Origin of the sequence: Amphritea sp. (genome assembly GCF_048266285.1) — a bacterium.
Taxonomy (GTDB): Bacteria; Pseudomonadota; Gammaproteobacteria; order Pseudomonadales; family Balneatricaceae; genus Amphritea.
The window spans coordinates 81,980-104,722 of the sequence record NZ_JBLWZV010000009.1; the positions used below are offsets into that span (position 1 = coordinate 81,980).

Consider the following 22,743-nt stretch of genomic DNA (forward strand, 5'->3'; position numbering starts at 1 on the left):
AACCCCAATAAACGGTGAGTTCAAACGCCCCCATGAGCCTTAAACTGGGAAACTGGATGACCGGTTACATTGCCAATGTAACGAGAGAAAATAGGTAAGCTTGGACTCAATACCAACCAAGCGAAAAATAACGCTGCTTCCAACCCCGTAATAAAGACTCTCAGTCACTATTCACTCGACGGCAACGTGACAAGCATTAAGGTTGGATCGCAGTGCTGGGCAATAAGAATAACGAAGGTTTAAAACGCGTAGACGCCCGGCTCTTACAGAACTAAGCAGAGCGTGCGACAAAGATGAAGGATAATGATATATATCGCGCTGTGCAGATAACAACGCAGCTAAAGGGCCTGTTTATAATCCAACCCTTTTTATAAGGCGTCAATGCTTAACGATTAAGCCTTAGTGCTAGCCCAAACAGTTTTGCCCTTCTGCAACAGAAGCCACAACTGTTCCACCTTTTCTCTGGCCCAGGGCGTCTTACGTAAAAACTTCAGACTCGACTTAATGCTCGGGTCACTCTGAAAGCAGCGAATATTAATCCGTCGCCCTAACTCCTCCCAGCCATATTCAGCTTCGAGATCAGTCACGATCTGTTGCAAGGTAACCCCATGCAGAGGATTATTTTTTTGCGTACCCGCGGTGGTATTCTCGATCATTGTTCAGCATCCTGCGGGTCCATTTTGGCACGCTCATCCTTTGAGATATAACGCGGCTTACCCGATACATGAACTTTTGCATTGGCTTTCTTCGCCCGCTTTTTCAAAATACTGTTTATCTTCTTTTTTCTGTTCATCAATACGGCGCCTGAAATATGATCGGGTACAAAAGTAGTGTCTATTCTACCGAAGTTTAGCTCTCGGTTCAGAAGATCGTTAACTGAAAATGTCTGAAGCGCCTCTAACACGACAGAGACTCAATCTCATCAGCAGGGTCTAGCACCGCTAAATCTTAGCGACTTAGCTTTACATTGCTATCGGTCTATTCCTAGAGGCTTATTCTTACTAGATGCTTATTCCTAGAGGCTTGGCCTTAAGGCTGCACTGTCAACCGACACATCCATGCATTACCATCAGCACCCACACAACCGTTGCTTATAAACTGTCACTTATTCAAGCTTTTTGTCATGCACAAATTCTGTGGATAACTCAGTGCATTACTTTTTGGTAAGTCGCTGGGAAGGTGATAGTACGGGGCTTCAAGAAAATTGTCTATAAAAGCATCACAACAGAACAACTCTATTTATTTTCAATAAGTTAGGCTCTAGCTCCCCCCGCAAGACGGTATAACTTAACAACATTGATACACTATCATCGCTGGCAACTCTAAGCTGTGAAGAACTTTTAAGCCTCGCCTTTTTTAACCTCGCGCTACGCTGGCTAAAATTTGCCTATCCGATGGCATCATATTGTTATCCACTGGTAGCCCTTTAGACTCATTCGGTAAGAAATTTTAGATCATAAAAAGAGAATGGCCGCTATCGCATCGGCGTCGCACGACGCAACTAGCGAGCAGGAAATGATAGTTCTAGCTGATAACTTAAGCTTAAAAAATCAGCGACAAGAATTTAGAGGATTAAATCGATCAATCTTCTAGTAGCTCAATTTCAACATGGGATACCGGTTTACAACAACAGGCAAGAATCTCATCACCTACCGTGTCATACAGTGCATCTTGAACTTCTTCGACCTCGCCTTCGATCAAACGCACCCGGCAGCAACCACAGTAGCCGCCGCGACAGTTATAAGGCGCAGGAATTTCCTGAGCTTCCAACGCGTCCAGCAAGGAGTATTCATACTGATAATAGAAGGTGCTGTGATTATTGACCTTTATTCTCGGTATTCCAGACATGACCTTTTCCTTAGAGGTCGAAACCATCGAAGTCATCTTCACCCATTTCATTATCAATCGCTCCCACTAGATAGGAACTAATTTCGGCTTCCTGAGGTGCAACCTGCACATTGTCACTCACCAGCCACGCATTCATCCAAGGTAGTGGATTTTGCTTCGCTGGGAACATTTCGTTTAGGTTGAGCGCTTTCATCCGCACATTGGTAATATATTCAACGTAATCTGACAAAATACGCGCATTAAGACCGATCATTGAGCCATCTTTAAAGAGATAACCCGCCCACTCTTTCTCTTGCTCAGCCGCTTCACGGAAGATCTCATACACCTGAGGCTCACACTCTTTAGCGATCGTCTTGAACTCAGGGTCGTCGGCACCGGACGCCAACATATTAAGCATAAACTGAGTTCCCGTGAGGTGCAGTGCCTCATCCCGAGCAATCAATTTAATAATTTTGGCGTTACCTTCCATAATGGCCCGTTCAGCAAAGGCGAACGAACAAGCGAAGCTAACGTAGAAGCGAATCGCTTCGAGCACGTTTACCGAGACCAGCGTTAGGTACAGCTTGGTTTTAAGGTTATACAGGCTAGTATCGTAGGTTTTGCCATCAATAAGGTGCTCACCCGGTCCCTGTATCATATAGACGTTCACCAATTCGATGAACTCATCATATAAACGGGTCACGCTACGTGCCCGCTTGACGATCTCTTCGTTGGTCACGATCTCGTCAAACACCTCTGACGGTTCGGTCAGGATATTACGGATGATATGGGTATATGAACGACTGTGGATCGTTTCACTGAAAGACCAGGTTTCTAGCCAGGTTTCTAACTCAGGCAGCGATACCACCGGTAGGAACGCAATGTTAGGCGAACGTCCCTGCACAGAATCCAACAGCGTCTGATACTTCAGGTTACTAAGAAAGATATGCTTCTCGTGATCCGGCATCACCATAAAGTCTTTACGGTCAGTCGAAAGATCGACCTCTTCAGGACGCCAAAAAAAAGATAGCTGCTTATCGATTAGCTTCTCAATAATTGGGTATTTCTGTTTGTCGTAACGGGCGACATTAACGTTATGGCCAAAAAACATCGGCTCTTTAGTGGCATCGTTGAAAGTCGGATCAAACGTTGAATATAGCATGTCGCGTCATTACTCTTACCCTGCTAACAGGGTCAAAACTGATTGCCGGTGGATAACCACCGGGCCTGAAATTGATTAACGTGGAGCCTTACAAGCCTATAGCTTGCAAGCACCACTGTCACAACCGGTCATATCATCATGTTGGTCGGTCGCACCATCACGGGTGTTATGGTAGTAGAGAGTTTTAACACCGTATTTATAAGCGGTTAACAGATCTTGAAGTAACCGTTTCATCGGCACTTTTTCGCCCGGAAACTTAGCAGGATCGTAGTTAGTATTTGCCGAAATAGACTGATCGACAAACTTTTGCATAATGCCTACCAGCTGCAGATAACCTTCGTTATTAGGAATTTGCCACAGAAGTTCGTAATCATCTTTCAGCTCGGCATATTCCGGCACAACCTGCTTCATCACACCATCTTTACTGGCTTTCACACTCACATAACCACGTGGCGGTTCAATACCGTTGGTTGAGTTAGTGATTTGAGAAGAGGTTTCGCAAGGCATCAAGGCGGTCAAGGTACTGTTACGCAGGCCAAATTCGCGGATATCTTCACGCAGCGTTTCCCAGAAGTAGTGCAATGGCTCATCACAGAACTCATCAACTTCGCGCTTATAAGTATCGGTCGGCAAGATCCCTTTAGCGTAATTAGTCTCGTGGAATAACTTACAAGGCCCCTGCTCTTTCGCTAACTGATTCGATGCCTTCAACAGGTAATACTGCACAGCTTCAAATGTCTTATGTACCAAACCGTTAGCCGAACCATCAGAGTAACGAACCCCATTTTTAGCGAGGTAGTAAGCAAAGTTAGTAACACCTACGCCTAGCGTACGACGATTCATCGAGGCAATTTTAGCCGCCTTGATCGGGTAGTCCTGATAATCCAGCAGACTATCCAGTGCCCGTACAATCAGATCGGCTAGATTTTCCAATTCATCCAGATTATCCAAAGCGCCAAGGTTAAAGGCAGACAGTGTACACAGGGCGATCTCGCCCTCTGGGTCATTAATATCGTTCAACGGTTTCGTTGGCAACGCAATTTCAAGACAGAGGTTAGACTGCTTAACGGGCGCAACCTTGGCATCAAATGGGCTGTGGGTATTACAGTGATCCACGTTCTGAATATAGATGCGACCGGTAGAGGCGCGTTCTGATGCCAGAATACCAAACAGCTCAATCGCTTTAATGGTCTTCTTACGAATAGATTCATCCTGCTCATACTTCACATACAGACGTTCAAACTCGGCCTGATCGGCAAAGAAGGCATCGTAGAGCCCTGGCACTTCATGGGGACTAAAGAGGGTGATATCGCCCCCCTTAATCAAGCGGGTATACATTAGCTTGTTTAGCTGCACACCATAATCTAGGTGACGCACCCTGTTCTCTTCTACACCCCGATTGTTTTTCAACACCAGCAGAGATTCAACTTCGAGATGCCAAAGCGGGTAAAACAGCGTTGCCGCACCACCACGAACACCACCCTGTGAACAGGATTTTACCGCCGTTTGGAAATACTTATAAAAAGGAATACAACCGGTGTGGAATGCTTCACCACCACGGATAGGGCTACCGAGTGCACGAATACGGCCGGCGTTGATACCGATCCCAGCCCGCTGGCTAACATACTTAACAATCGCACTGGCAGTGGCATTAATCGAATCGAGTGAGTCACCGGATTCGATCAGCACACAAGAACTGAACTGACGAGTAGGAGTACGCACCCCAGCCATAATCGGCGTTGGCAACGACAGTTTAAACAGTGAGCAGGCATCATAGAAACGACGCACATACTCTAACCGAGTATCTTTCGGATAGTTAGCAAACAGGCAAGCGGCCACCAGCATATAAAGGATCTGAGGGCTCTCATAGATTTCATGGGTGACCCGGTTCTGAACCAGATACTTACCTTCCAGCTGTTTAACAGCAACATAGCTGAAGTTCATATCCCGACCATGATCGAGGTATTCGTTAAGCAGGTTAAATTCTGCTTCGCTGTAATCTTCTAGTAAGTGCTTATCATAACGACCGGCATCCACCATCTTAGCCACATGGGTTAAAAGGTGGGGAGGCTCAAAACTATCAAAGGCACGCTTACGCAAATGGAAGATAGCCAGACGGGCAGCCAGATACTGATAGTCAGGCGCATCCTCTGAGATAAGGTCTGCCGCTGACTTAATCAGGGTTTCATGGATATCAGCGGTTTTAATACCATCGTAAAACTGAATGTGAGCTTTGAGTTCTACTTGTGAAACTGAGACATTCTGAAGGCCATGAGCGGCCCAGATAACGACTCGGTGAATTTTTTCAAGGTCCAGCTTTTCCTGTCGACCATCCCGCTTCGTTACCAATATGTCTTGCATTTCGCGTTCCCAAATATGAAAAAATAAGCTTTCTTCACTGAACCTTTCCAGCGGCGGAGTTCTAATAAAGAATGTAGTAAAGATATCGAGTTGAGCGATGTACCCAACACGGCGCTAAAGGCTTGTGTTGACACGGCCACTGTCACACTACATGTAGTGCGCACCTAAATAACAGCCACTAAATATAGTGATAAACAACAAAATTACAACTCTTGATTTTGGCCTTTTATGGGTGTAGTCGACCCGTAAAAACAGGCCAAAAGCCCGTGCCATCGGCATTGTAGAAAACAGCCCTAAAATAAGAAAAATTTTAATTAAAAACGGCAAATTAATAAATTCTAATAATTACAAAAAAAACTGCTCTTAAGACATGAAATTATGACTTTTACCCTTTACAGAACCCGCTCAAGTCAATAGTATGCGCGGCTTTTTTCACAGAATTAGCTAACGAAGAAACTGGAAAAAGTACCGACAAGAGAATATGCCTCTGCCAGTACAAAACAATAAAGCTCTAAAGCTATTATGTTAGAAGACCTGTTGTACTGAATAAGTAGGCCTAACCCCAGCCTTTCCTTCCGCTAAAGTCCAATAAAAAAGAGGGGCCGATTCACACGCCCCTCTTTGACTTCCGCATTAGAACCAATCAATAAGCGAGAGCACCATACCTTTCATGAGACCAAACAGCCTCAGAAATGACATAGCTTTCAAGTATAGCGCACAAAACTTAGATAAGCGTTTCATCTGCTATTTCCTCTTGAAAAAGAGGCTCAAAGTTCTATACTTCGTTTAGCCAAACATCTGTAAGAACTTTCGATCACCTCGGTTGTTTTTCAGATACCGCCCTCTTACTTTCCCGAGTAAGAGGGTTTTTTGTATCCACCTCAGTCCTTTATGTCACTACAGACCTTGGTATAAAGGCTAGTGATAAACAACAAAATTACAACTCTTGATTTTAGCCTTCCATGGGCGTAGTCGACCCGTAAAAATAGGTCAAAAGCCCGTGCCATCGGCATTGTAGAAAACAGCCCTAAAATAAGAAAAATTTTAATTAAAAAGCACATGTTGATTAATTCTAATAATCACAGAAAAGACCTTAGCTAATCTAAAAAAGAATCATCTTTTCGCTTTACAGCAGCCCCACAAATCAATAGTATACGCGCTCTCTGTGGTGGGGTTCCCGAGTGGCCAAAGGGATCAGACTGTAAATCTGACGCGCGAGCTTCGGTGGTTCGAATCCACCCCCCACCACCATCTCATTAAAAATAAATTAGCCTCGTTTATAGCGAGGCTTTTTATGTCTGCGATTTATGAGAATTAGGGGGTGGGTGAGAGCCGCCGATGTGGTTCGAGCCGAAGTGAGCTTGCGAACGCAGACAACGTTGCGCGCTCTTTGCGCAACGGCCCGAAGGGGAATAATCCCCCCCCACCACCATCTCATTAAAAATAAATTAGCCTCGTTTATAACGAGGCTTTTTATGTCTAGGATTTATGAGAATTAGGGGGTGGGTGAGAGCCGCCGATGTGGTTCGAGCGAAGTGAGCTTGCGAACGAAGACAACGTTGCGCGCTCTTTGCGCAACGGCCCGAAAATAACCTGGTGATTTTTCGATCAAGACAACACAAGCCAATCGCAACAAAATTTACCGCGATTCAAGACGCAACCCCTTCCCTAAAACAACACCTCAAATCAATATCTGACAGATTAATTAGCTCTCCCTCTGTACCTCACCGTTATCCTGTGCCAATGTGTGGGAAAAATGTAATAGCACGGAGACTTACATAATGCCTTATACAAACGATATTTTAGAAGAAGTTAACATGCTCATTCGCTTTAGCCAAAGCAGTGATCATCAGGGCCTTAAAGTGCATCACGACGTTGCCGCACCCGCATTAGTGGAAGCGACTCAGCGTCTGTTTGATAAAAAGCTGATCACGCTATTTGATGGTGGCTACCTGACCCCCCTCGGCCATGAAGCAGCAGATCATGCACATGCACTCATGAACATTCTTAATACAGCTGAATAAGACCACTATGCATCAACCGGATGTCCTTATCGAAGATATCAGTGTCTGGGAAACCCAGATGTTTACTGTGCAGAACCCATTACACAGTGATATCCGTGCCCCGCTGCTAGAACTTATCTACCACTTGCGGGATAACCAACAACAGGCGATAGAGAGCGAGGTTGCACCCACGGCAAAACACGCTCTTTATGAAAGCACCCTCGACCTGTTACAGCGACCAGATGAGGTAATTTCAGAGCTGCGCGAGTTTATTGAAGCAATGCTCGTGACTGTTGCCAGCGCTGTTAATGAATCCTTCTGGCCTGAAGGCGCTCAGGCTAGAGCCGACATTGTCGAATCTTGGTTTCATATTACCGAGGATGGTGGCTACCACGACACCCACGCACACCCTAACTGTTCTTGGTGTGGTATCTATTATATCGACGCCGGAGAGTGTGATATCAATAGCCGCAATGGTATCAACCGTTTTTATGATCCGCGCCACGGTGCAGACCAATACCTTGATGCAGGTACCGCTTATCTCAACGGCACTGGCAGTTGGGATTTTTCACCAATTGAAGGCCAAGTGGTTATTTTCCCCTCCTACCTCAAACATGCCGCAATGCCCTATTTCGGCCAGAAAGATCGTGTGATTATCGCCTTTAATAGCCAGATACACTTTCAGGAATAAAATCGAGGAGCCCCCAATGAAGCAGATTCTGGTGTACGCCGATTCACTCAGCTGGGGGATTATTCCTGATACGCGTCATCGGTTCGACTTTTCACAACGCTGGCCCGGTAAACTCGAACAACGCCTCAATGATGAACATCAGCCAGTCCGTGTTATCGAAGATTGCCTCAACGGGCGCCGAACGGTACTCGAGGATCCATTCAAACCCGGGCGCAATGGTGCCGCCGGTATACAACAAACAATCGAAATAAACACCCCACTCGCATTAGTCATTATCATGCTCGGTAATAATGACTTTCAGAGCCCTCATACCTTTACCGCAGCCGAGGCCGCCCAAGGGGTTGCCACGCTGGTGCAGAATATTCGTCAAGCTCCGATAGAGCCCGGCATGCCAATAGCAGATATTTTAATCTTAGCGCCACCGCCCATTATCCAACCCAAAGGGAGCATCGCAGCTAAATTCAACGGCGCCGAGCACAAATGGGTTGGGTTTAATGACGCGTTACAACAGGTCGCAGCAACGCATAACTGTGATTTTTTTGATACCGGCAGCGTTATTAGCGCGAGCCTTAAGGATGGAATTCACCTCGATCTGGAACAACATCAACAACTGGCGCTATCGCTGCAATCGGTTGTCGAGGTAATATTAAACCGCTAGCTGAACTTCTTTTATAATCTAGCATCAGACCAATAATCTCTCACTTTTTTATGAACAGGATTTTCAATGCTCAACGCTCTCAGCTGTTTTGTACGCAGCCAATGGTACTGGCTAGCCATGATTTTTGGCGGGCTCATCATGGAGGCTGTCGCACTCTATTTCCAATACGGCCTAAACTACGGTCCCTGTGTTCTGTGCATCCATATCCGCATCTGGGTCATGGCCTTTATTATCCTCGGTATTGCGGGGCTACTGTGCCATAAGCGCCGCCCTCTAAGCCTGCTGATCAGCCTGCTAACCGTCATCGTGTCGATAGGCTTCACTGAACGTTCTTGGATGACCTTTGCTATTGAACGCAACCTGATTGATGGCAGTTGCTCCATGGGCTCGGGCTTGCCCGACTGGTTCGCACTGGATAAATGGTTCCCCGCCGTTTTTGAACCCTGGGAACTCTGCGGCTGGACCCCAGAATTACTATTCGGCATCACCATGGCTGAAGCACTAATGGTGGTTGGCCCATTCGCCATTATTGCCACCCTTTTCACTACCTATACCTTATACAAAAAATCAGTCTAACCGATTGTTGTGCCAACCTAGACAATAAACCGCGCCGATGAATAACCCACCACGGGGTTATTCATCAGCACTAATCATATTTATTGGATACCCTAAGCCTGCCTGCCATTATGCGAGGAGGTCTGTACGGTAACACAGCAAACACGCATGATGTGTAGGCTGGGCATAAGGCGTTATTTTTTAGCGCTACATCACTCACTAACAACGGCACGCATAAGCTTAGAGCGAATATATCCAGTCAATCGAACGTTTTTGTACCCATACGATTGCACTCTGCCGGCCTGAATCGGTAGAATCCGGGGCCTTTCTCATTTATCACACAAGGATTTCAGCGTGCGCCTGGCAGAAATTGAAGCGATCTCTCTCAACGTCGGCATCACCATCTTTGCCGCTTACATCTTTTTTATCATCTATGATCTCGCCAAAAAATCGAATGCTGGTAAGTTTGGCACCATCGTGCTGTTCTTTGCATTAGGGCTAGGGCTGGCGGCCTTTTTGGTCAAAACGGTGATTATCTACATGATGGAAGGCTAAAACGATGCCAACCTAAAGCACCCACACCGGCTTATCGAAGCCCCACCAACGAGCCCTTATTTTCAGGGTTGTTTGGCCGTGATCGGTTGTAATTGAAAGCCGGGCAGCTGTACGTTAAATGCCCGACCAAAGCCGATAACTAAACGTCCTTTTAGTGGTTTCAAGCGAAATAACATAAAGTCTGGCAAGCTGCGTAATAGATCTACGGTGGCGCCATGCCTGTGCCGATACCACTGCATTATCGGTTCATACTCGGGCGCAGTAACCTCGACTACATCAGCGCGACAGTGCAGCGCTAGCCGGTTTCGGGCAAACTGATTACGACTTTGAGCTTCATCCTCAATCAACATAACCCCCACTGCCGATGAATCTATTAAATTTTGTGTATGGCCAGCCAACTGACTAATAAAGATATACAGCTCATCCTCAAACAAAATAAAGGGTGCATAACTGGCTTCTGGTCCGGCCTCCCCCTGCGTAGCCAGCTGGACACTGTGACTCGATTCAAGCAAACGCTTTAACCACTCAAACGCCTCATCGTTCAGCCCCGCTGACTGCGCCATACGCGCCTCCATTAATTATCTGTTTAAACCTACTGACTATAAATATACCCTACAATCAGAGCAGATTGACGTATAATCAAACCCGTATAAAAAACTGATCAGGATTTGTAAATATGCAACAGAAAGTGGTTAAAGCCGGGGATATTTCAATCTCAAACGAGATGCCGATGGTTCTGTTTGGCGGCATGAATGTATTGGAATCAAGAGATCTAGCGATGCAGATCGCAGAACATTATGTTGAAGTCACCCGTCGGCTCAACATCCCCTATGTATTTAAAGCCTCTTTCGACAAAGCTAATCGCTCATCACTGACCTCTTTTCGCGGGCCTGGCCTAGACGAAGGTCTGAAAATCCTACAGGAGATTAAAGAGACCTTTAATGTTCCTTTGATCACCGATGTTCACGAACCCCATCAAGCGGCTCCGGTAGCCGAAGTCTGCGATATTATTCAACTGCCCGCCTTTCTATCCCGTCAAACCGATCTAGTGCAGGCCATGGCGGAAACCGGCGCAGTGATTAATATCAAAAAAGCTCAATTTCTTGCACCACAAGAGATGCGTCACATCCTTAACAAATGTGAAGAGGCCGGCAACAGTAACCTGATTCTGTGTGAACGCGGCAGCAGCTTTGGCTATAACAATCTGGTCGTAGATATGCTCGGCTTTTCTATTATGAAAGAGATGGGGTATCCCATCATGTTTGACGCCACCCATGCATTGCAAATGCCCGGTGGTCGCAGTGACTCCGCCGATGGCCGACGAGCACTGGTCGCGCAGCTTTCCCGAGCCGGCTTAGCCCAAGGGATTGCGGGTCTATTTTTAGAAGCCCACCCTGATCCAACTAAGGCTAAGTGCGATGGCCCCTGCGCCTTGCCATTAGACAAACTAGAGCCTTATCTCGCTCAAATGAAAGCCGTTGATGAACTGATCAAAAGCTTCCCACCGCTGGTTACTGAGTAATCAATAAGGCGGCCTTTTCAGGGCCGCTCAGTCCGTTACCCTGGCAAACCGCCAACCCGTTCCTTGTATCTAAATGACAATGACACTTAACTCTTTGTTAGTCATACTCTATTATCGAATAAAACCGCGAGGATTCTCGATTACGGGTGCATGCAATGGCGACTTCACTAGAACCGATTTACGACGGACTCAAACCGGATCAGATCATTGGCCCGGATCATCATCAGTTCAAACTGACCAGCCTGTTACAACCTAACCGGTTTGGCCAACTTTGGTATGCAGAAGATCTATCCACCAGCCGTTCAGTGCCTGTCACACTGCAGATCTTAGACCCCTCGTTATTGAAACATCAGGGTTTTATCGACTCAGCACAAAAGCATATCGTCCTCAGTAAAAAATTCAGACACCCACATCTGGCAGAATATTACGGTATGTTCCGTCATAAAGGGGTGCTGCTATTTTTTGCCATGGAACTGATGGATGGCCTGACACTGGATAAATTGATTAACAGTGGCCAGATTAGCAAACTCAAAGATAATCAAAAGAAAGGCCTGTTACAGCAACTGGCAACCGCGATTGATAATGCCCACGCAGGGGCCGGACAGGCACACAAAGCAATCTGCCCTGAGTCGATCTTTATCAACAAGCAAGGTGGGGTAAAGCTGGCCAATTTTGCCTTTGATGAAGCGATGATCACTACCGGTGAAATGAGCAACACCCCCTCCTCTCATTTAGCCTATCAAGCACCCGAGTCATTTCATCCGACGCCGGTCACAATGAAAGCGGATATTTACGCTTTTGCTTGCATCGCCTATCAACTACTCAGTGGTAAAGCGCCCTTTCTCGTCAGTGATGATGAATCCATTCGGGTACGTAAAGAGCTTAAAAAACCGACCTCCCTCAATGTAGAACAGTGGGCCCTGTTACAAACAGGCTTAACTACCGATCCTGAGAACCGCCCTAGTCAGGCAGGTACATTACTCAAACAGATTCTCGATGCCGCCGACAAACCCAAAGAAGAAGACAATGATGACGAGGAAGCCCCCGCTCCACTGCTAGAACCCGAGGAAAGCAAAGGCCGCCGATGGCGTTTAAGCATGCCCCGTTGGGCAGTGCCTGTTCTCATTTTCGGGTTCGGCTTTTTATTGGGTTTCAGCATCGCCTTCTTTTTAGGCCTTAACAACACCCATAAAGTCGAGCTAGCACTGAATCAAACCCAAGCAGCATTACAGAAAGTCCAAACCGATATTGCCGACCTGCAAAGCACCCTGCGTGTTGAACGGGAACAGCGCTCCCTGGAAACCGATGCCCTTCAAGCAGAACTCAATGAGAAAATCAATGAAGTTAACAGTCTGCATAAAGAGCTATTGAGCGTGAAATTTTCCGACCCGGATAAGCTAACCGTCTTCACCGATCAATTAGAGGATGGATTTAAAGGCCCGCAGATGATCATTATCCCCCGAGATAGTTTTACCATGGGTGATCAAAAATTGGTGGGGGATGATAATGAACTACCCGCACATAAGGTGACCATCAGCCACCGGTTCGCCCTCGCACGCAATGAAGTTACCTTTAATGATTACGATTACTATGCTCGAACAATGGGGCGCCCACTGCCCGACGATGAAGGTTGGGGGCGCGGTAACCGCCCAGTGATCAATGTCAGTTGGAAAGATGCCAAAGCCTATGTGCAGTGGCTGGCCCTGTTAACGGGACAACCTTACCGCCTGCCAACTGAAGCCGAATGGGAGTATGTCGCGAGGGCCAATACCGACACCAACTATTGGTGGGGTGACAAATTAGAACCGCAGCGTGCTGTGTGTGGCGAGTGTGGCACCGAATGGGATGGTAAAAAAACCGCACCGGTGGCGTCTTTCCCACCCAATTCATGGGGCATTCATGATATGAACGGTAATGTCGACGAATGGGTCGAGGACTGCTATCAAGATTCCTATTTTGGCACCCCGGATGACGGCTCAGCCATGATCGATGGTGAGTGTAATTTCCGAGTGATGCGCGGCGGCTCCTGGTTTGATATTGGCAGAGTGATCCGTTCATCCAGCCGCTATCGTTATTTACCGGAAAGCAGCAAAAATAGCTGGGGGTTCCGCATCGCTCTCGACCTGCCTAACAATACAACTGAGGAATAGTTGATGTTTAACCAAACACACGTTAGTGCGGGAGTGGTCGCCACACTGACCCTAAGCACACTATTAACCCAAGCCACAGCCGCTCCCTTGACGGTTGATGCGCAAAAACAGCAGGATCTATCGATCACGCTATACAACCAAAACCTCGGACTGGTCAGGGACGTGCGCGCGTTGCCCCCGATTAATGAGGGCCAAATACTCTATATCCGGGATGTTAGCCACCAGATCATGGGGCAAACCCTACAGGTTGAAAATGCCGGTAAGATTCTCGAACAGAACCTCAATAATCATCTAATCTCAGTACCGGCGCTGCTAAACGCCTATAGCGGTAAAATGATTCAATTAGCACGTTTTAACAGCGTTACCGGCACCGAAACCGTCAGCGCCGCACGTCTGTTAAGTGCCGATGGCAACCAAGCGCTGATCGAACAAAACGGTCATATCGAAACCTTGCCGGTTAACCAACAGGGCTGGCGCTTTATTTTCCCTACCCTACCTGAAGGAATGCAGGCTCGCCCAAGCCTAGAGATTCGTTCCGCAGGCACCACCAAAGCAAGCGATGCCGTGCTGACCTACTTGACCCAGGGGCTAAGCTGGCAGATGGATTATGCACTGATACTCAACAGCACTGGGGACCGACTTAAACTTGATGGCCTTGCTACCCTCAATAACCATACCGGGGTCGATTTTCGCAATACGAAAGTTCTCTTGATGGCAGGCCAAGTTAATCAGACTCAAGCGCCGATGATACGACAAAAAACGGTGATGCTGATGGCCGAATCAATGGCCGATAGCGGCGCACCACAATCTTTTCAAGATTATCAGTTATATCGCTTGCCACAACGCGCCAGCCTACTGAATGGACAAACCAAGCAGGTCAGTTTAATCAGTGCTGATCATGTGAAAGCGAGCAAAAGTTATCACTATCAATTTCAGGTATCCCCATCCTTGGATCGTCAGATCCTTGAGCAGAAACCAGATATCAATATTAGCTTTCTAAATACCCAAAAAGAGGGATTAGGATTTCCTCTTCCTGCGGGCACCGCTCGCGTGTTTAGTCCCGATGCTGACGGGGCACGCCACTTTATTGGCAGTGCCGCCATCGCCAACAGCAGCCAAGGGCAAAAGATTAATCTGCCGATTGGCAAGGCTTTTGATCTAAGTATTAAGCAACAACAAACCCAGTTTAAAAAAACCTATGATAGTTACCTCACCGGTTACCAACTGGCAATCAGTAACAGCAGCGACCAAGCTAAAACCATTGAGATTACCGCGAACTTTCATTATGACTGGAAGGTGAACGAGAGTAATCACCCCTATGACCGCGTTAATGCTAGCCAGTTACGTTGGCAGGTCGACGTCCCTGCTGATAGCCAAACGTCCCTCACATTTACCACCGAACTGAAAAAACCTTAAAGCCGATAACCTGAGCCATATCAACAAAACCCTACCGCGATCCGATAGTCTGCCGGATCGCGGTCAATGATGATTAGCATAATACTGTGCCCCAGAGCATGACCGGCCATAGAGCAAACACCGAATTGTTACTAAGCGCTTCCCGTCTCCAGTTTCTTCAACCACTGAGCCGCTTCAGCGCCTGACTCAGCCTATTCCAGCTCACCGTGAGTGAAGATATCCACCATGCGCTTAATCGCCAAGACATGACCGCTCTGCGCCGCCTGACGATAATATTTAACCGCTTTAATCGGATCAACGGGATAGGTTTGATAACCCTCTTCAAACACTTTAGCTAACTGATAGGCCGCTTTGCTATCGCCTTTGTCGGCCGCTCGCTCGAGATAGATCAGCCCCTGTATCCGATTGGTCATGCCCTCACCTCGGAAAAACAGTAAATGGCCATAAACCGATAAAGCGCGCACGCTGCCATAATCGGCGGCATAGCGAAACAGTTTCATCACTAACTGGTGTTTTGCGCGGGAGCGTTTCATAAATCGCAAATGGAATAGGCGGAAAGCGATCCACCCCAGCAGTGGAGCAATCAGTGTCATCAATAAACGCATCTGAATACCTTATCTAAATACCTTAGGCGGTAGAGGATAAAAACGACACCATATCAGAATTTGCTAATATTTAAACCGATAAACTCAAAGGTTAAATGAACCGGGCATCAATTATCACCCTACCGACCTGCTGAAAAACAAAGACAGCAAAGCAAGCCTAGACCCACGACAAGCCTCAATCCTTATACTTGATATATATCGATTATTGCGCTTAAATCAGTGCCAGTTTGGATATAGAAAAACATTTTTTTATTCCCTAAGGAAATAAGCTTAATCCGATTAATAATCTTTTACGTGCGGTCGACAGGCGCCTACTGACTAAGCGCTGCAGCGGCCGATGATGAGTCGTTACTGGTACCTATATGAAAATATTTGAAGATAACTCCCTGACGATCGGTGAAACCCCACTGGTCCATCTGAACCGCTTAGCTCCCGGCAAAAAAATCTATGCCAAGCTGGAAAGCCGTAACCCTGCGGGTTCAATTAAATGCCGTATTGGTGCCAACATGATCTGGGCCGCCGAAAAAGATGGTTCGCTCAAGCCGGGGATGACACTGGTCGAACCCACCTCAGGCAACACCGGTATCGCGCTAGCCTTTGTAGCAGCGTCTCGTGGTTATCAACTAAAACTCACTATGCCCTCGTCAATGAGTATCGAGCGACGTAAGTTAATGAAAGCACTCGGTGCCGAGATCGTCCTGACTGAACCGGCTAAAGGGATGAAAGGCGCCATTGATAAAGCCCAAGAGATTGTTAGCAGTGATCCGGATAAACACCTGATGCTGCAACAGTTTGAAAATCCAGCCAACCCACAGATCCATGAGCAAACCACAGGCCCGGAGATCTGGAATGATACCGATGGTCAGATCGATATTCTGGTCGCGGGCGTTGGCACCGGCGGTACCATCACCGGTATCTCTCGCTACATTAAACAGCAGCAGGGTAAAGCGATTACCAGTGTGGCCGTTGAGCCCACGGCCTCTCCGATTATTACTCAAGCGATGAACGGCGAAGAACTGAAACCTTCACCGCATAAAATTCAGGGCATTGGCGCAGGCTTCGTGCCGAAGAACCTTGACCTGTCCATCGTTGATCAGGTTGAACAGGTTAGCAACGAAGATGCCATCGAAACGGCCCGTCAATTGATGCTGAAAGAGGGTATTTTGGCCGGTATCTCTTGTGGCGCAGCCCTGAATGCTGCCCTCAAGGTTTCAGAGCAGCCGGGCAATGAAGACAAAATGATCGTGGTTATCCTGCCAGATTCAGGCGAACGCTACCTTTCAACGGTTCTTTTTGAAGGCACTTTCAGCGACAACGAAACCGTACAGTAAACCTTTTTTATCATAAAAAAAACCGGGCGATTGCCCGGTTTTTTAGTGGTTATATTTAGCATTTCATCAGCTAAATAACACCGATTTAAGACACCATTCTGCGAATTTCATCATGACTTGGGAAGGTTGGCAGATGGTCAACAAAGACCTGACCATCACTGAGTTTCTTTACCGTATACCAACGAGCCTTTCGTTCATCACCATCAAAGTGGCCATCCACTTCAAAGTTTTCACCATCAACGCCCAGCACCGCAATCGTTCTTTTTATCGCCTCATTTTGCATAGTCGGCTCCGCTTTTATCATTGCTCTTTACTTTTTACAGCACGCGCATTGTGCCTATCTACGTAGACTACACTGTTTGCACTGCCACTTTTTTATCTCCAGATAATCCAGAATATTGCTATCCCTTAAGTGTAGTCTATGGAATCAATTTGACAAACCGATGACACTTTTAGGTCGATGAGGTGATATCAAAAAATGGCTCAAGCCAACTGTTCTAACCAATCAACAGAGGGAGCGAAAAAAGCCTGCCCAGTTAATGCTTGAGTATAATCCATCAAATGATCATGGTGACCGGCATCGTCGCCCATAATCATACTTTCAAGCATTTTGGTGAAAGGCACCGGAGAACAGCCGTAAGCGATAAACATCAGCCCGCGTTGGTTAAGGTCGCCATAAGGCATACTGTGGCGTAAAATTTCAATCGAGTTGCCATCGTCATCTTTCAATGAGGTACGTTTAGTATGTGCAAAAGCGGCTTTATCGGCACTGGCATACTCAATATTATCCTCTTTGGTGCGACCAAAGATATCTTCCTGCTGTTTAACACTGATCTTATTCCAAGCTTCAAGATCGTGCTCAAAACGCTGCAGATGAATATAGCTACCACCGCTGAAATCGGGGTCTTCATCGCCAACTACCGCCACATTGATCCGATCATCCCCTTGCGGATTTTCTGTCCCATCAACGAAACCGGTCAGATCACGCATCTCTAAATAGCGAAAACCATGCATCTCTTCTACCAATGAGGCATCCGCGCCTAAACGCTGCATCAACATGACGCTGGCTAAGTAATTAAGATCATGACGTTCAGAACGGATATGCAATAACAGATCGACTGGGGTATGAGGGGCATGAATATCCCCATTACTGAACGCAGGAAAAGCCGTCAATTGAGCCGGGCGCTCCGTTGGGCTGAGTTGATCCCAATACTCACTACCAATGGCAACCGTGATATGTAAATCGGCATCGGGATATTGCTGTCTAAATTTAACTTCCGTGGCGGGAATTTCCGCTAGCACCTTGCGCACATGCGCCACCGCATCGGCTGAACGAACTACATTTAGAGTAATAAACTGGGCATCGCTGTTTGCCTCAGCAATAACACCTGACTGAAAGCGGGACATAGAAAACTCCATTATGTGGATAACTTTCTCTCAGTATATAAATCTATTAACTAATTGTAAGTACTGGTTTTCAATGGATACCATAAAACATGACTATGGGTATTTATCTTGGCCCAACACCCCATACTCGTTAGCGATATAAGCGTTCAGGGCCATATTGAAGCTCTAGCGGCAAACGGTCTTTACGGGGCAACCCCTTCACCACCAAACCATAAGAGCGATCGATCATCCGCTGCAACTCACCGGCAGGAATGCTGCCATCGAGTAACACCGTATTCCAATGACGTTTATTCATATGATAACCCGGCAGAACAGCACTAAAGACATCTCTTAACATCTGCGCTTCGGCCGGATCACACTTAAGATTCATACGCCCAATATCGCCATCCATCGACAGTGTGGCAAACATTTTATGACGAACTTTCATGACCGCGATATGGGGATAAAAGGGAAAGTCCTCCCAAGCCTCGGGACGACTTAACATATAGTGACGGGTAGCCTGATAATCCATCTAAGCGTATTCAGCTTCGAGGCTCGGCACCGGTTGCCACCGGCCGCTGTGGATCACGGATCCACTCACTCCAAGAACCAGGGTAAACTTTAGCGCCCACTAAACCAGCGTGTTCCATCGCTAACAGGTTATGACAGGCCGTCACCCCTGAGCCACAATAGTGAACGATCTGTTGCGGCTGATAATCACCCATAAAATGTCGCCACTCCTGCTGTAATACCGCCACCGACTTAAACAGCCCATCGGCCGTTAAGTTTTGCTGCAGTGGCCGGTTAACCGCTCCCGGAATATGTCCGGCAACCGGATCAATAGGTTCCTGCTCTCCACGATAACGCTCGGCACTACGGGCATCGATCAGCATCCCTTTCGCGGGTACATCGGCCACCTGTTGTAACGGCTCGATCATACTTAGATCAGGCACGCCGGAAAAATCGCCCGGTATCACCTCTGCAACCTGATCCGTCACTGGAAAACCTGCAGCCAACCACGCGGGATAGCCACCATCTAATACCGCTACCGCCGCATGGCCAAGCAGACGGATTAACCACCATGCACGCGCGGCCATCGCCCCACCACAATCATCATAAACCACAACCTGAGTGGTTGAATTGACACCGGCACAACGCAGTATCGCTGCTAGCGCGGTAAAATCTGGCAATGGATGACGGCCACTCTGCGCAGTAATGGGGGATGATAGCTCAGTTTCTAAGTCGATAAAAACGGCCGAAGGAATATGACCTTCCCCATAGAACCGTCGACCTTGAGCAGGGTCCATGAGCGATGAACGACAATCCAATACGACCGTTGTCATATCGTTACCATCCAGCCGATCAGCCAACGCTGATACTGATATCAGGGTAGTCAACATGGAACCTTCTCCTTTCAATCTAACGAGCGTTATTAGCCGAGTAAGCCTGCCAGTTCTTCGCGCAGCAGGTCCAGCTCGTTCTGAGCTTTCTGTTTGGCTTTCTTTTTCAAACCAGCGACTTGCTGTTCTTTTTCGGCTAACAGTGAAGCGGCTTCTTGGGCCTTGTCAGCAGCGTTGTCAACCCGGTCCAGTAATGGTTTCAATTGCATCAGAATCGCGCGACGACGCCCCTCTTCAGCACGGGCGATCTGCTCTGCCGATTGCTCTTTCTCTTGCTTAGCTTCCTGTTGCTGATTCGCAGCGCCCTGCCAGTTTAAGGGTCGAATACCGACAGCAACACGAGCTTTTTCCAGCATTGGCGAAGCAAACTGGCGGGCTTTGTCCGCGCCCTTCAGTAACTGCTCTTCGACATAACCAAGATCGCCCATGAGACGATTATATTCCTCTCGCGGATGGCTCAGGTAGCTGTCCAAATATTCGAATAGCTCTTTTTTGGCATCGCCCCAGCCAATACCGTTGTCAAACTTAGTCCGCATCTGCGCCTGTTCTGCCGGCGATGCAAAGTTACTGTATAACTGAAAGATGGTGCTGTTATCCGCGTCTTTTGGCTCGCCCGGTTGCAGGGCATCGGTTTTGATCTGTTTAATCAATTTATACAGATCATCCGAGTGACTAAACAACGGAATGGTGTTGTCATAACTCTTAGACATCTTGCGACCATCTAACCCGGGAATCAGTTGAGTTTGCTCATCAACCTGAGCTTCCGGCAGGTTAAACAGCGTGCCATAGGTGTGGTTAAAACGGCCAGCAATATCCCGCGCCATCTCAATATGTTGGATCTGATCTTTACCTACCGGAATAATATCCGCGTTAAACATCAGAATATCGGCGGCCATTAGAATAGGATAACTGAACAACCCCATGGTGATATCGTCATCATCTTGACGTCCGGCTTCACGGTTTACATCAACAGAACCTTTGTAAGCGTGCGCTCGGTTCATCAACCCCTTTGAGGTCATGCAGGTGAGAATCCAAGCCAACTCGGTAATTTCAGGAATATCGGTCTGACGGTAGAACGTGGCTTTATCGATATCCAAGCCCAATGCTAGCCAGGTCGCGGCAATTTCACGGGTAGAACGGGCAACCCGCTCTGGATCGTGGCATTTAATCAGTGCATGAAAATCGGCGAGAAAAAAATAGCTGTTATTATTGCTATTCAAACTCGCTTCGATGGCTGGCTTAATGGCACCTAGATAGTTACCAATATGTGGAGTACCAGAGGTTGTAATCCCTGTCAGAACGGTCTGTTTGGTCATCTGCTTATCTTTTATACTGAAGCTAACGAAAATTGCGCTCTATAATACAAGAAAATTCGCCCTCTGGCCTAGGTAATCGCGGTTGAGATGACGCCTGAGGGTTTTTTCAAACACTGATCAGTGGTACAAATAGCCATCTCTTATGTAAGGAATCACTATGTCATCGCTTATCCCGTCCTCGATTGTACTCGGCTCACTGCTCATAACACTGTTTCTAATGCTCAAGCGCGCGCCCAATTACCAACCGGGCACGATTGTGAATAACATTATTATGACCGCACTGTGCTTTGTTGGCGGCATGTTAGTTTCTGCGATGTATACCCGTGCGGTTGGCAACGAGAATTCCAATCCTTACATCATCGCCATTCTCGTAGCGATTGGCACCTTTGGCTCATTAGCCATCTATATCAAACTGGATGAGAAACAAAAACGCAGCCAACCTAAGCGCAACGCCCCAAGTAATCCTGCGGAGTTGCCTGACGGCAAGGGCTAGATCAAGCCTTAGCGAGATAACCGCCAAAGGACTTTGACAACGCCACAATGGTGATCAAAACTTGAGACACTGAATTTCAACGGTATGTTAACTGAAATGTTACAACAGAGGTCACAATGGACAGATCAACACATACGATGAATGCCCTGTTTGCCCAGTTGGGAATGCCCAGTGATGATGCCTATATCGATCAATTTATTCGCACGCATACACTGTTCAGCCAAGATGTAAAACTGAGCGAAGCAACTTTCTGGAACGATAGTCAGGCTGACTTTATCAAAGAGTGCCTAGACATCGATTCAGACTGGACTGAAGTGGTAGATGAGCTGAATACTCGGCTACATTCCCAACCCTGCGGCTAAAACTATCATGCTGATAAACAGAACTAATTGGGCCAACTCTTTCCAGAGCTGGCCTTTTTAGTTTAGGATCAAGACATCATCAGACAATGACATGAAAATACTATGCTACTGGTTATCTCACCTGCAAAAAATCTTGATTACGATACCCCGGCCATCAGCGATCGCGCCACACAGCCACAACACCTAGATCAGTCTCAACAACTGATAGAGCAACTGCGGGGTTACTCGGTACAGGATATTGCTGAACTCATGAAGCTCAGCGATAAGCTCTCAGCACTCAATGTGGCTCGTTATGAAAGCTGGTCCGAACCCTTCACCCAAGAGAACGCCAAACAGGCACTGCTAGCTTTTAACGGGGATGTTTATAGCGGCCTGAATGCAGCAGACTTCAGCGATGATGATCTGACCTTTACGCAACAGCACCTGCGTATTCTCTCCGGGCTCTATGGGGTGCTCAAACCCTTAGACCTTATGCAGCCTTATCGTTTAGAAATGGGGACTAAGCTAAGTAACCCTCGCGGCAAAGACCTGTATAGTTTCTGGGGCGATATCGTTACCGATGACCTAAACCAAACATTAGCCGCTAACGCTAGCGAACCAGCGGTACTGGTTAACCTCGCGTCTAATGAGTATTTTAAAGCCGTTAAACCTAAATCATTACAGGCTCGTATCATTACGCCGGTGTTTAAAGATTGGAAGAATGGGCAGTTTAAAATCATCAGTTTCTACGCCAAAAAAGCGCGCGGATTGATGTGCCGTTACGCGATCAAAAATAAGCTTGTCGATGCCGAACAGCTAAAGCAGTTTGATTTAGCCGGTTATCAATATGATGAAGCATTATCTAAAAATGATACCTGGGTATTTACTCGCAAAGAAGCCTAGCCGCTAGTTTCCGCCAAAACAAAAAACGCAGCTCATGGCTGCGTTTTTTAGTTAGGCTTGCTGTTAAG

Annotated in this window: 24 protein-coding genes, 1 tRNA gene and 1 other RNA gene; 14 read left to right on the forward strand and 12 right to left on the reverse strand. The window is 47.1% G+C overall.

The window, feature by feature from the left end; all coding sequences use genetic code 11:
- Window positions 1–392 precede the first annotated feature (392 nt).
- From ACN0T0_RS11880 to nrdA, 5 genes are all read right to left on the reverse strand, one after another.
- A complete protein-coding gene (locus ACN0T0_RS11880; protein WP_417226335.1) occupies window positions 393–656 on the reverse strand; it encodes a VF530 family DNA-binding protein in 264 nt (87 codons plus the stop codon).
- Window positions 653–793: a DUF2986 domain-containing protein gene (locus ACN0T0_RS11885; RefSeq protein WP_417226336.1), complete on the reverse strand. Its 141-nt coding sequence runs from the start codon at window positions 791–793 to the stop codon at window positions 653–655. Before ACN0T0_RS11885 ends, ACN0T0_RS11880 begins: the two co-directional genes overlap by 4 nt.
- A 788-nt stretch (window positions 794–1,581) precedes the next feature.
- Window positions 1,582–1,848: a class I ribonucleotide reductase maintenance protein YfaE gene (gene yfaE / locus ACN0T0_RS11890; RefSeq protein ID WP_417226338.1), complete on the reverse strand. Its 267-nt coding sequence runs from the start codon at window positions 1,846–1,848 to the stop codon at window positions 1,582–1,584.
- Between the two features lie 10 nt (window positions 1,849–1,858).
- The gene (gene nrdB, locus ACN0T0_RS11895; RefSeq protein WP_417226340.1) at window positions 1,859–2,989 is read right to left on the reverse strand and encodes a class Ia ribonucleoside-diphosphate reductase subunit beta; all 1,131 of its coding nucleotides are present in this window, start codon (window positions 2,987–2,989) and stop codon (window positions 1,859–1,861) included.
- 96 nt (window positions 2,990–3,085) lie between these two features.
- Window positions 3,086–5,350, reverse strand: coding sequence for a class 1a ribonucleoside-diphosphate reductase subunit alpha (nrdA, locus tag ACN0T0_RS11900; protein ID WP_417226342.1), 2,265 nt, complete (start codon window positions 5,348–5,350; stop codon window positions 3,086–3,088).
- Window positions 5,351–6,517: 1,167 nt separating this feature from the next.
- Between nrdA and ACN0T0_RS11905 the strand changes: the two genes are divergently transcribed.
- The 7 genes from ACN0T0_RS11905 (at window position 6,518) to ACN0T0_RS11935 (ending at window position 9,812) form a co-directional block, all read left to right on the forward strand.
- Window positions 6,518–6,601: transfer RNA gene (locus ACN0T0_RS11905), tRNA-Tyr, on the forward strand.
- Between the two features lie 53 nt (window positions 6,602–6,654).
- Window positions 6,655–6,782: non-coding RNA, RtT sRNA (locus ACN0T0_RS11910), on the forward strand.
- Window positions 6,783–7,131: 349 nt separating this feature from the next.
- On the forward strand, window positions 7,132–7,374 hold the full coding sequence (locus ACN0T0_RS11915; RefSeq protein ID WP_417226344.1) for a TIGR02647 family protein: 243 nt from the start codon (window positions 7,132–7,134) through the stop codon (window positions 7,372–7,374).
- Window positions 7,375–7,381: 7 nt separating this feature from the next.
- A complete protein-coding gene (locus tag ACN0T0_RS11920) occupies window positions 7,382–8,044 on the forward strand; it encodes a TIGR02466 family protein (protein WP_417226346.1) in 663 nt (220 codons plus the stop codon).
- Between the two features lie 16 nt (window positions 8,045–8,060).
- Window positions 8,061–8,702, forward strand: a complete 642-nt coding sequence (locus tag ACN0T0_RS11925; RefSeq protein ID WP_417226348.1) for an SGNH/GDSL hydrolase family protein — start codon at window positions 8,061–8,063, stop codon at window positions 8,700–8,702.
- Between the two features lie 66 nt (window positions 8,703–8,768).
- Complete coding sequence (locus ACN0T0_RS11930) at window positions 8,769–9,278, forward strand: disulfide bond formation protein B (RefSeq protein WP_417226350.1); 510 nt, start codon at window positions 8,769–8,771, stop codon at window positions 9,276–9,278.
- A 333-nt stretch (window positions 9,279–9,611) separates the two neighbouring features.
- Window positions 9,612–9,812 carry a DUF2788 domain-containing protein gene (locus ACN0T0_RS11935; protein WP_417226352.1) on the forward strand — a complete coding sequence of 67 codons (201 nt, stop codon included), beginning with the start codon at window positions 9,612–9,614 and terminating at the stop codon, window positions 9,810–9,812.
- A 62-nt stretch (window positions 9,813–9,874) separates the two neighbouring features.
- Here ACN0T0_RS11935 and ACN0T0_RS11940 read toward each other — a convergent pair whose 3' ends face one another.
- On the reverse strand, window positions 9,875–10,375 hold the full coding sequence (locus ACN0T0_RS11940; RefSeq protein ID WP_417226354.1) for a HugZ family protein: 501 nt from the start codon (window positions 10,373–10,375) through the stop codon (window positions 9,875–9,877).
- 113 nt (window positions 10,376–10,488) lie between these two features.
- Between ACN0T0_RS11940 and kdsA the strand changes: the two genes are divergently transcribed.
- From kdsA to ACN0T0_RS11955, 3 genes are all read left to right on the forward strand, one after another.
- Window positions 10,489–11,334: a 3-deoxy-8-phosphooctulonate synthase gene (gene kdsA, locus ACN0T0_RS11945; protein ID WP_417226356.1), complete on the forward strand. Its 846-nt coding sequence runs from the start codon at window positions 10,489–10,491 to the stop codon at window positions 11,332–11,334.
- A gap of 155 nt (window positions 11,335–11,489) precedes the next feature.
- Window positions 11,490–13,484 carry an SUMF1/EgtB/PvdO family nonheme iron enzyme gene (locus ACN0T0_RS11950; protein ID WP_417226358.1) on the forward strand — a complete coding sequence of 665 codons (1,995 nt, stop codon included), beginning with the start codon at window positions 11,490–11,492 and terminating at the stop codon, window positions 13,482–13,484.
- A gap of 3 nt (window positions 13,485–13,487) precedes the next feature.
- On the forward strand, window positions 13,488–14,900 hold the full coding sequence (locus tag ACN0T0_RS11955; protein ID WP_417226360.1) for a DUF4139 domain-containing protein: 1,413 nt from the start codon (window positions 13,488–13,490) through the stop codon (window positions 14,898–14,900).
- Window positions 14,901–15,091: 191 nt separating this feature from the next.
- Here ACN0T0_RS11955 and ACN0T0_RS11960 read toward each other — a convergent pair whose 3' ends face one another.
- Window positions 15,092–15,505: a tetratricopeptide repeat protein gene (locus ACN0T0_RS11960; protein ID WP_417226362.1), complete on the reverse strand. Its 414-nt coding sequence runs from the start codon at window positions 15,503–15,505 to the stop codon at window positions 15,092–15,094.
- 362 nt (window positions 15,506–15,867) lie between these two features.
- Between ACN0T0_RS11960 and cysK the strand changes: the two genes are divergently transcribed.
- Window positions 15,868–16,836, forward strand: coding sequence for a cysteine synthase A (gene cysK / locus ACN0T0_RS11965; protein WP_417226364.1), 969 nt, complete (start codon window positions 15,868–15,870; stop codon window positions 16,834–16,836).
- An 85-nt stretch (window positions 16,837–16,921) separates the two neighbouring features.
- Here the strand turns inward: cysK and ACN0T0_RS11970 are convergent, their stop codons facing one another.
- From ACN0T0_RS11970 to ACN0T0_RS11990, 5 genes are all read right to left on the reverse strand, one after another.
- Complete coding sequence (locus tag ACN0T0_RS11970) at window positions 16,922–17,119, reverse strand: hypothetical protein (protein ID WP_417226365.1); 198 nt, start codon at window positions 17,117–17,119, stop codon at window positions 16,922–16,924.
- Window positions 17,120–17,319: 200 nt separating this feature from the next.
- A complete protein-coding gene (locus tag ACN0T0_RS11975; RefSeq protein WP_417226367.1) occupies window positions 17,320–18,243 on the reverse strand; it encodes a Dyp-type peroxidase in 924 nt (307 codons plus the stop codon).
- 130 nt (window positions 18,244–18,373) lie between these two features.
- Window positions 18,374–18,754, reverse strand: coding sequence for an MmcQ/YjbR family DNA-binding protein (locus ACN0T0_RS11980; protein ID WP_417226369.1), 381 nt, complete (start codon window positions 18,752–18,754; stop codon window positions 18,374–18,376).
- Window positions 18,755–18,764: 10 nt separating this feature from the next.
- Window positions 18,765–19,622, reverse strand: coding sequence for a sulfurtransferase (locus ACN0T0_RS11985; protein ID WP_417226371.1), 858 nt, complete (start codon window positions 19,620–19,622; stop codon window positions 18,765–18,767).
- 32 nt (window positions 19,623–19,654) lie between these two features.
- Window positions 19,655–20,938, reverse strand: coding sequence for a tryptophan--tRNA ligase (locus tag ACN0T0_RS11990; RefSeq protein ID WP_417226373.1), 1,284 nt, complete (start codon window positions 20,936–20,938; stop codon window positions 19,655–19,657).
- A gap of 157 nt (window positions 20,939–21,095) precedes the next feature.
- On the opposite strand from ACN0T0_RS11990, the gene ACN0T0_RS11995 reads away from it, so the two are divergent.
- The 3 genes from ACN0T0_RS11995 (at window position 21,096) to yaaA (ending at window position 22,675) form a co-directional block, all read left to right on the forward strand.
- Window positions 21,096–21,431, forward strand: a complete 336-nt coding sequence (locus ACN0T0_RS11995; protein ID WP_417226374.1) for a hypothetical protein — start codon at window positions 21,096–21,098, stop codon at window positions 21,429–21,431.
- A 116-nt stretch (window positions 21,432–21,547) separates the two neighbouring features.
- Entirely contained in the window at window positions 21,548–21,793 is a 246-nt protein-coding gene (locus ACN0T0_RS12000) for a DUF2789 domain-containing protein (protein ID WP_417226376.1), read from the forward strand.
- Window positions 21,794–21,895: 102 nt separating this feature from the next.
- Window positions 21,896–22,675: a peroxide stress protein YaaA gene (gene yaaA / locus ACN0T0_RS12005; RefSeq protein WP_417226378.1), complete on the forward strand. Its 780-nt coding sequence runs from the start codon at window positions 21,896–21,898 to the stop codon at window positions 22,673–22,675.
- The last annotated feature ends 68 nt before the right edge of the window (window positions 22,676–22,743 follow it).

Excerpts from the sequence above, each read along its gene's own strand:
- ACN0T0_RS11920 (WP_417226346.1), top strand. The coding sequence starts at position 7,382 with ATGCATCAACCGGATGTCCTTATCGAAGATATCAGTGTCTGGGAAACC.
- ACN0T0_RS11985 (WP_417226371.1), bottom strand. The coding sequence starts at position 19,622 with ATGTTGACTACCCTGATATCAGTATCAGCGTTGGCTGATCGGCTGGAT.
- ACN0T0_RS11940 (WP_417226354.1), bottom strand. The coding sequence starts at position 10,375 with ATGGCGCAGTCAGCGGGGCTGAACGATGAGGCGTTTGAGTGGTTAAAG.
- ACN0T0_RS11995 (WP_417226374.1), top strand. The coding sequence starts at position 21,096 with ATGTCATCGCTTATCCCGTCCTCGATTGTACTCGGCTCACTGCTCATA.
- nrdA (WP_417226342.1), bottom strand. The coding sequence starts at position 5,350 with ATGCAAGACATATTGGTAACGAAGCGGGATGGTCGACAGGAAAAGCTG.
- ACN0T0_RS11960 (WP_417226362.1), bottom strand. The coding sequence starts at position 15,505 with ATGCGTTTATTGATGACACTGATTGCTCCACTGCTGGGGTGGATCGCT.
- ACN0T0_RS12000 (WP_417226376.1), top strand. The coding sequence starts at position 21,548 with ATGGACAGATCAACACATACGATGAATGCCCTGTTTGCCCAGTTGGGA.
- ACN0T0_RS11990 (WP_417226373.1), bottom strand. The coding sequence starts at position 20,938 with ATGACCAAACAGACCGTTCTGACAGGGATTACAACCTCTGGTACTCCA.
- ACN0T0_RS11980 (WP_417226369.1), bottom strand. The coding sequence starts at position 18,754 with ATGGATTATCAGGCTACCCGTCACTATATGTTAAGTCGTCCCGAGGCT.
- ACN0T0_RS11950 (WP_417226358.1), top strand. The coding sequence starts at position 11,490 with ATGGCGACTTCACTAGAACCGATTTACGACGGACTCAAACCGGATCAG.
- nrdB (WP_417226340.1), bottom strand. The coding sequence starts at position 2,989 with ATGCTATATTCAACGTTTGATCCGACTTTCAACGATGCCACTAAAGAG.
- kdsA (WP_417226356.1), top strand. The coding sequence starts at position 10,489 with ATGCAACAGAAAGTGGTTAAAGCCGGGGATATTTCAATCTCAAACGAG.
- ACN0T0_RS11925 (WP_417226348.1), top strand. The coding sequence starts at position 8,061 with ATGAAGCAGATTCTGGTGTACGCCGATTCACTCAGCTGGGGGATTATT.
- ACN0T0_RS11970 (WP_417226365.1), bottom strand. The coding sequence starts at position 17,119 with ATGCAAAATGAGGCGATAAAAAGAACGATTGCGGTGCTGGGCGTTGAT.
- ACN0T0_RS11885 (WP_417226336.1), bottom strand. The coding sequence starts at position 793 with ATGAACAGAAAAAAGAAGATAAACAGTATTTTGAAAAAGCGGGCGAAG.
- yaaA (WP_417226378.1), top strand. The coding sequence starts at position 21,896 with ATGCTACTGGTTATCTCACCTGCAAAAAATCTTGATTACGATACCCCG.
- yfaE (WP_417226338.1), bottom strand. The coding sequence starts at position 1,848 with ATGTCTGGAATACCGAGAATAAAGGTCAATAATCACAGCACCTTCTAT.
- ACN0T0_RS11915 (WP_417226344.1), top strand. The coding sequence starts at position 7,132 with ATGCCTTATACAAACGATATTTTAGAAGAAGTTAACATGCTCATTCGC.
- ACN0T0_RS11975 (WP_417226367.1), bottom strand. The coding sequence starts at position 18,243 with ATGTCCCGCTTTCAGTCAGGTGTTATTGCTGAGGCAAACAGCGATGCC.
- ACN0T0_RS11930 (WP_417226350.1), top strand. The coding sequence starts at position 8,769 with ATGCTCAACGCTCTCAGCTGTTTTGTACGCAGCCAATGGTACTGGCTA.
- cysK (WP_417226364.1), top strand. The coding sequence starts at position 15,868 with ATGAAAATATTTGAAGATAACTCCCTGACGATCGGTGAAACCCCACTG.
- ACN0T0_RS11880 (WP_417226335.1), bottom strand. The coding sequence starts at position 656 with ATGATCGAGAATACCACCGCGGGTACGCAAAAAAATAATCCTCTGCAT.
- ACN0T0_RS11955 (WP_417226360.1), top strand. The coding sequence starts at position 13,488 with ATGTTTAACCAAACACACGTTAGTGCGGGAGTGGTCGCCACACTGACC.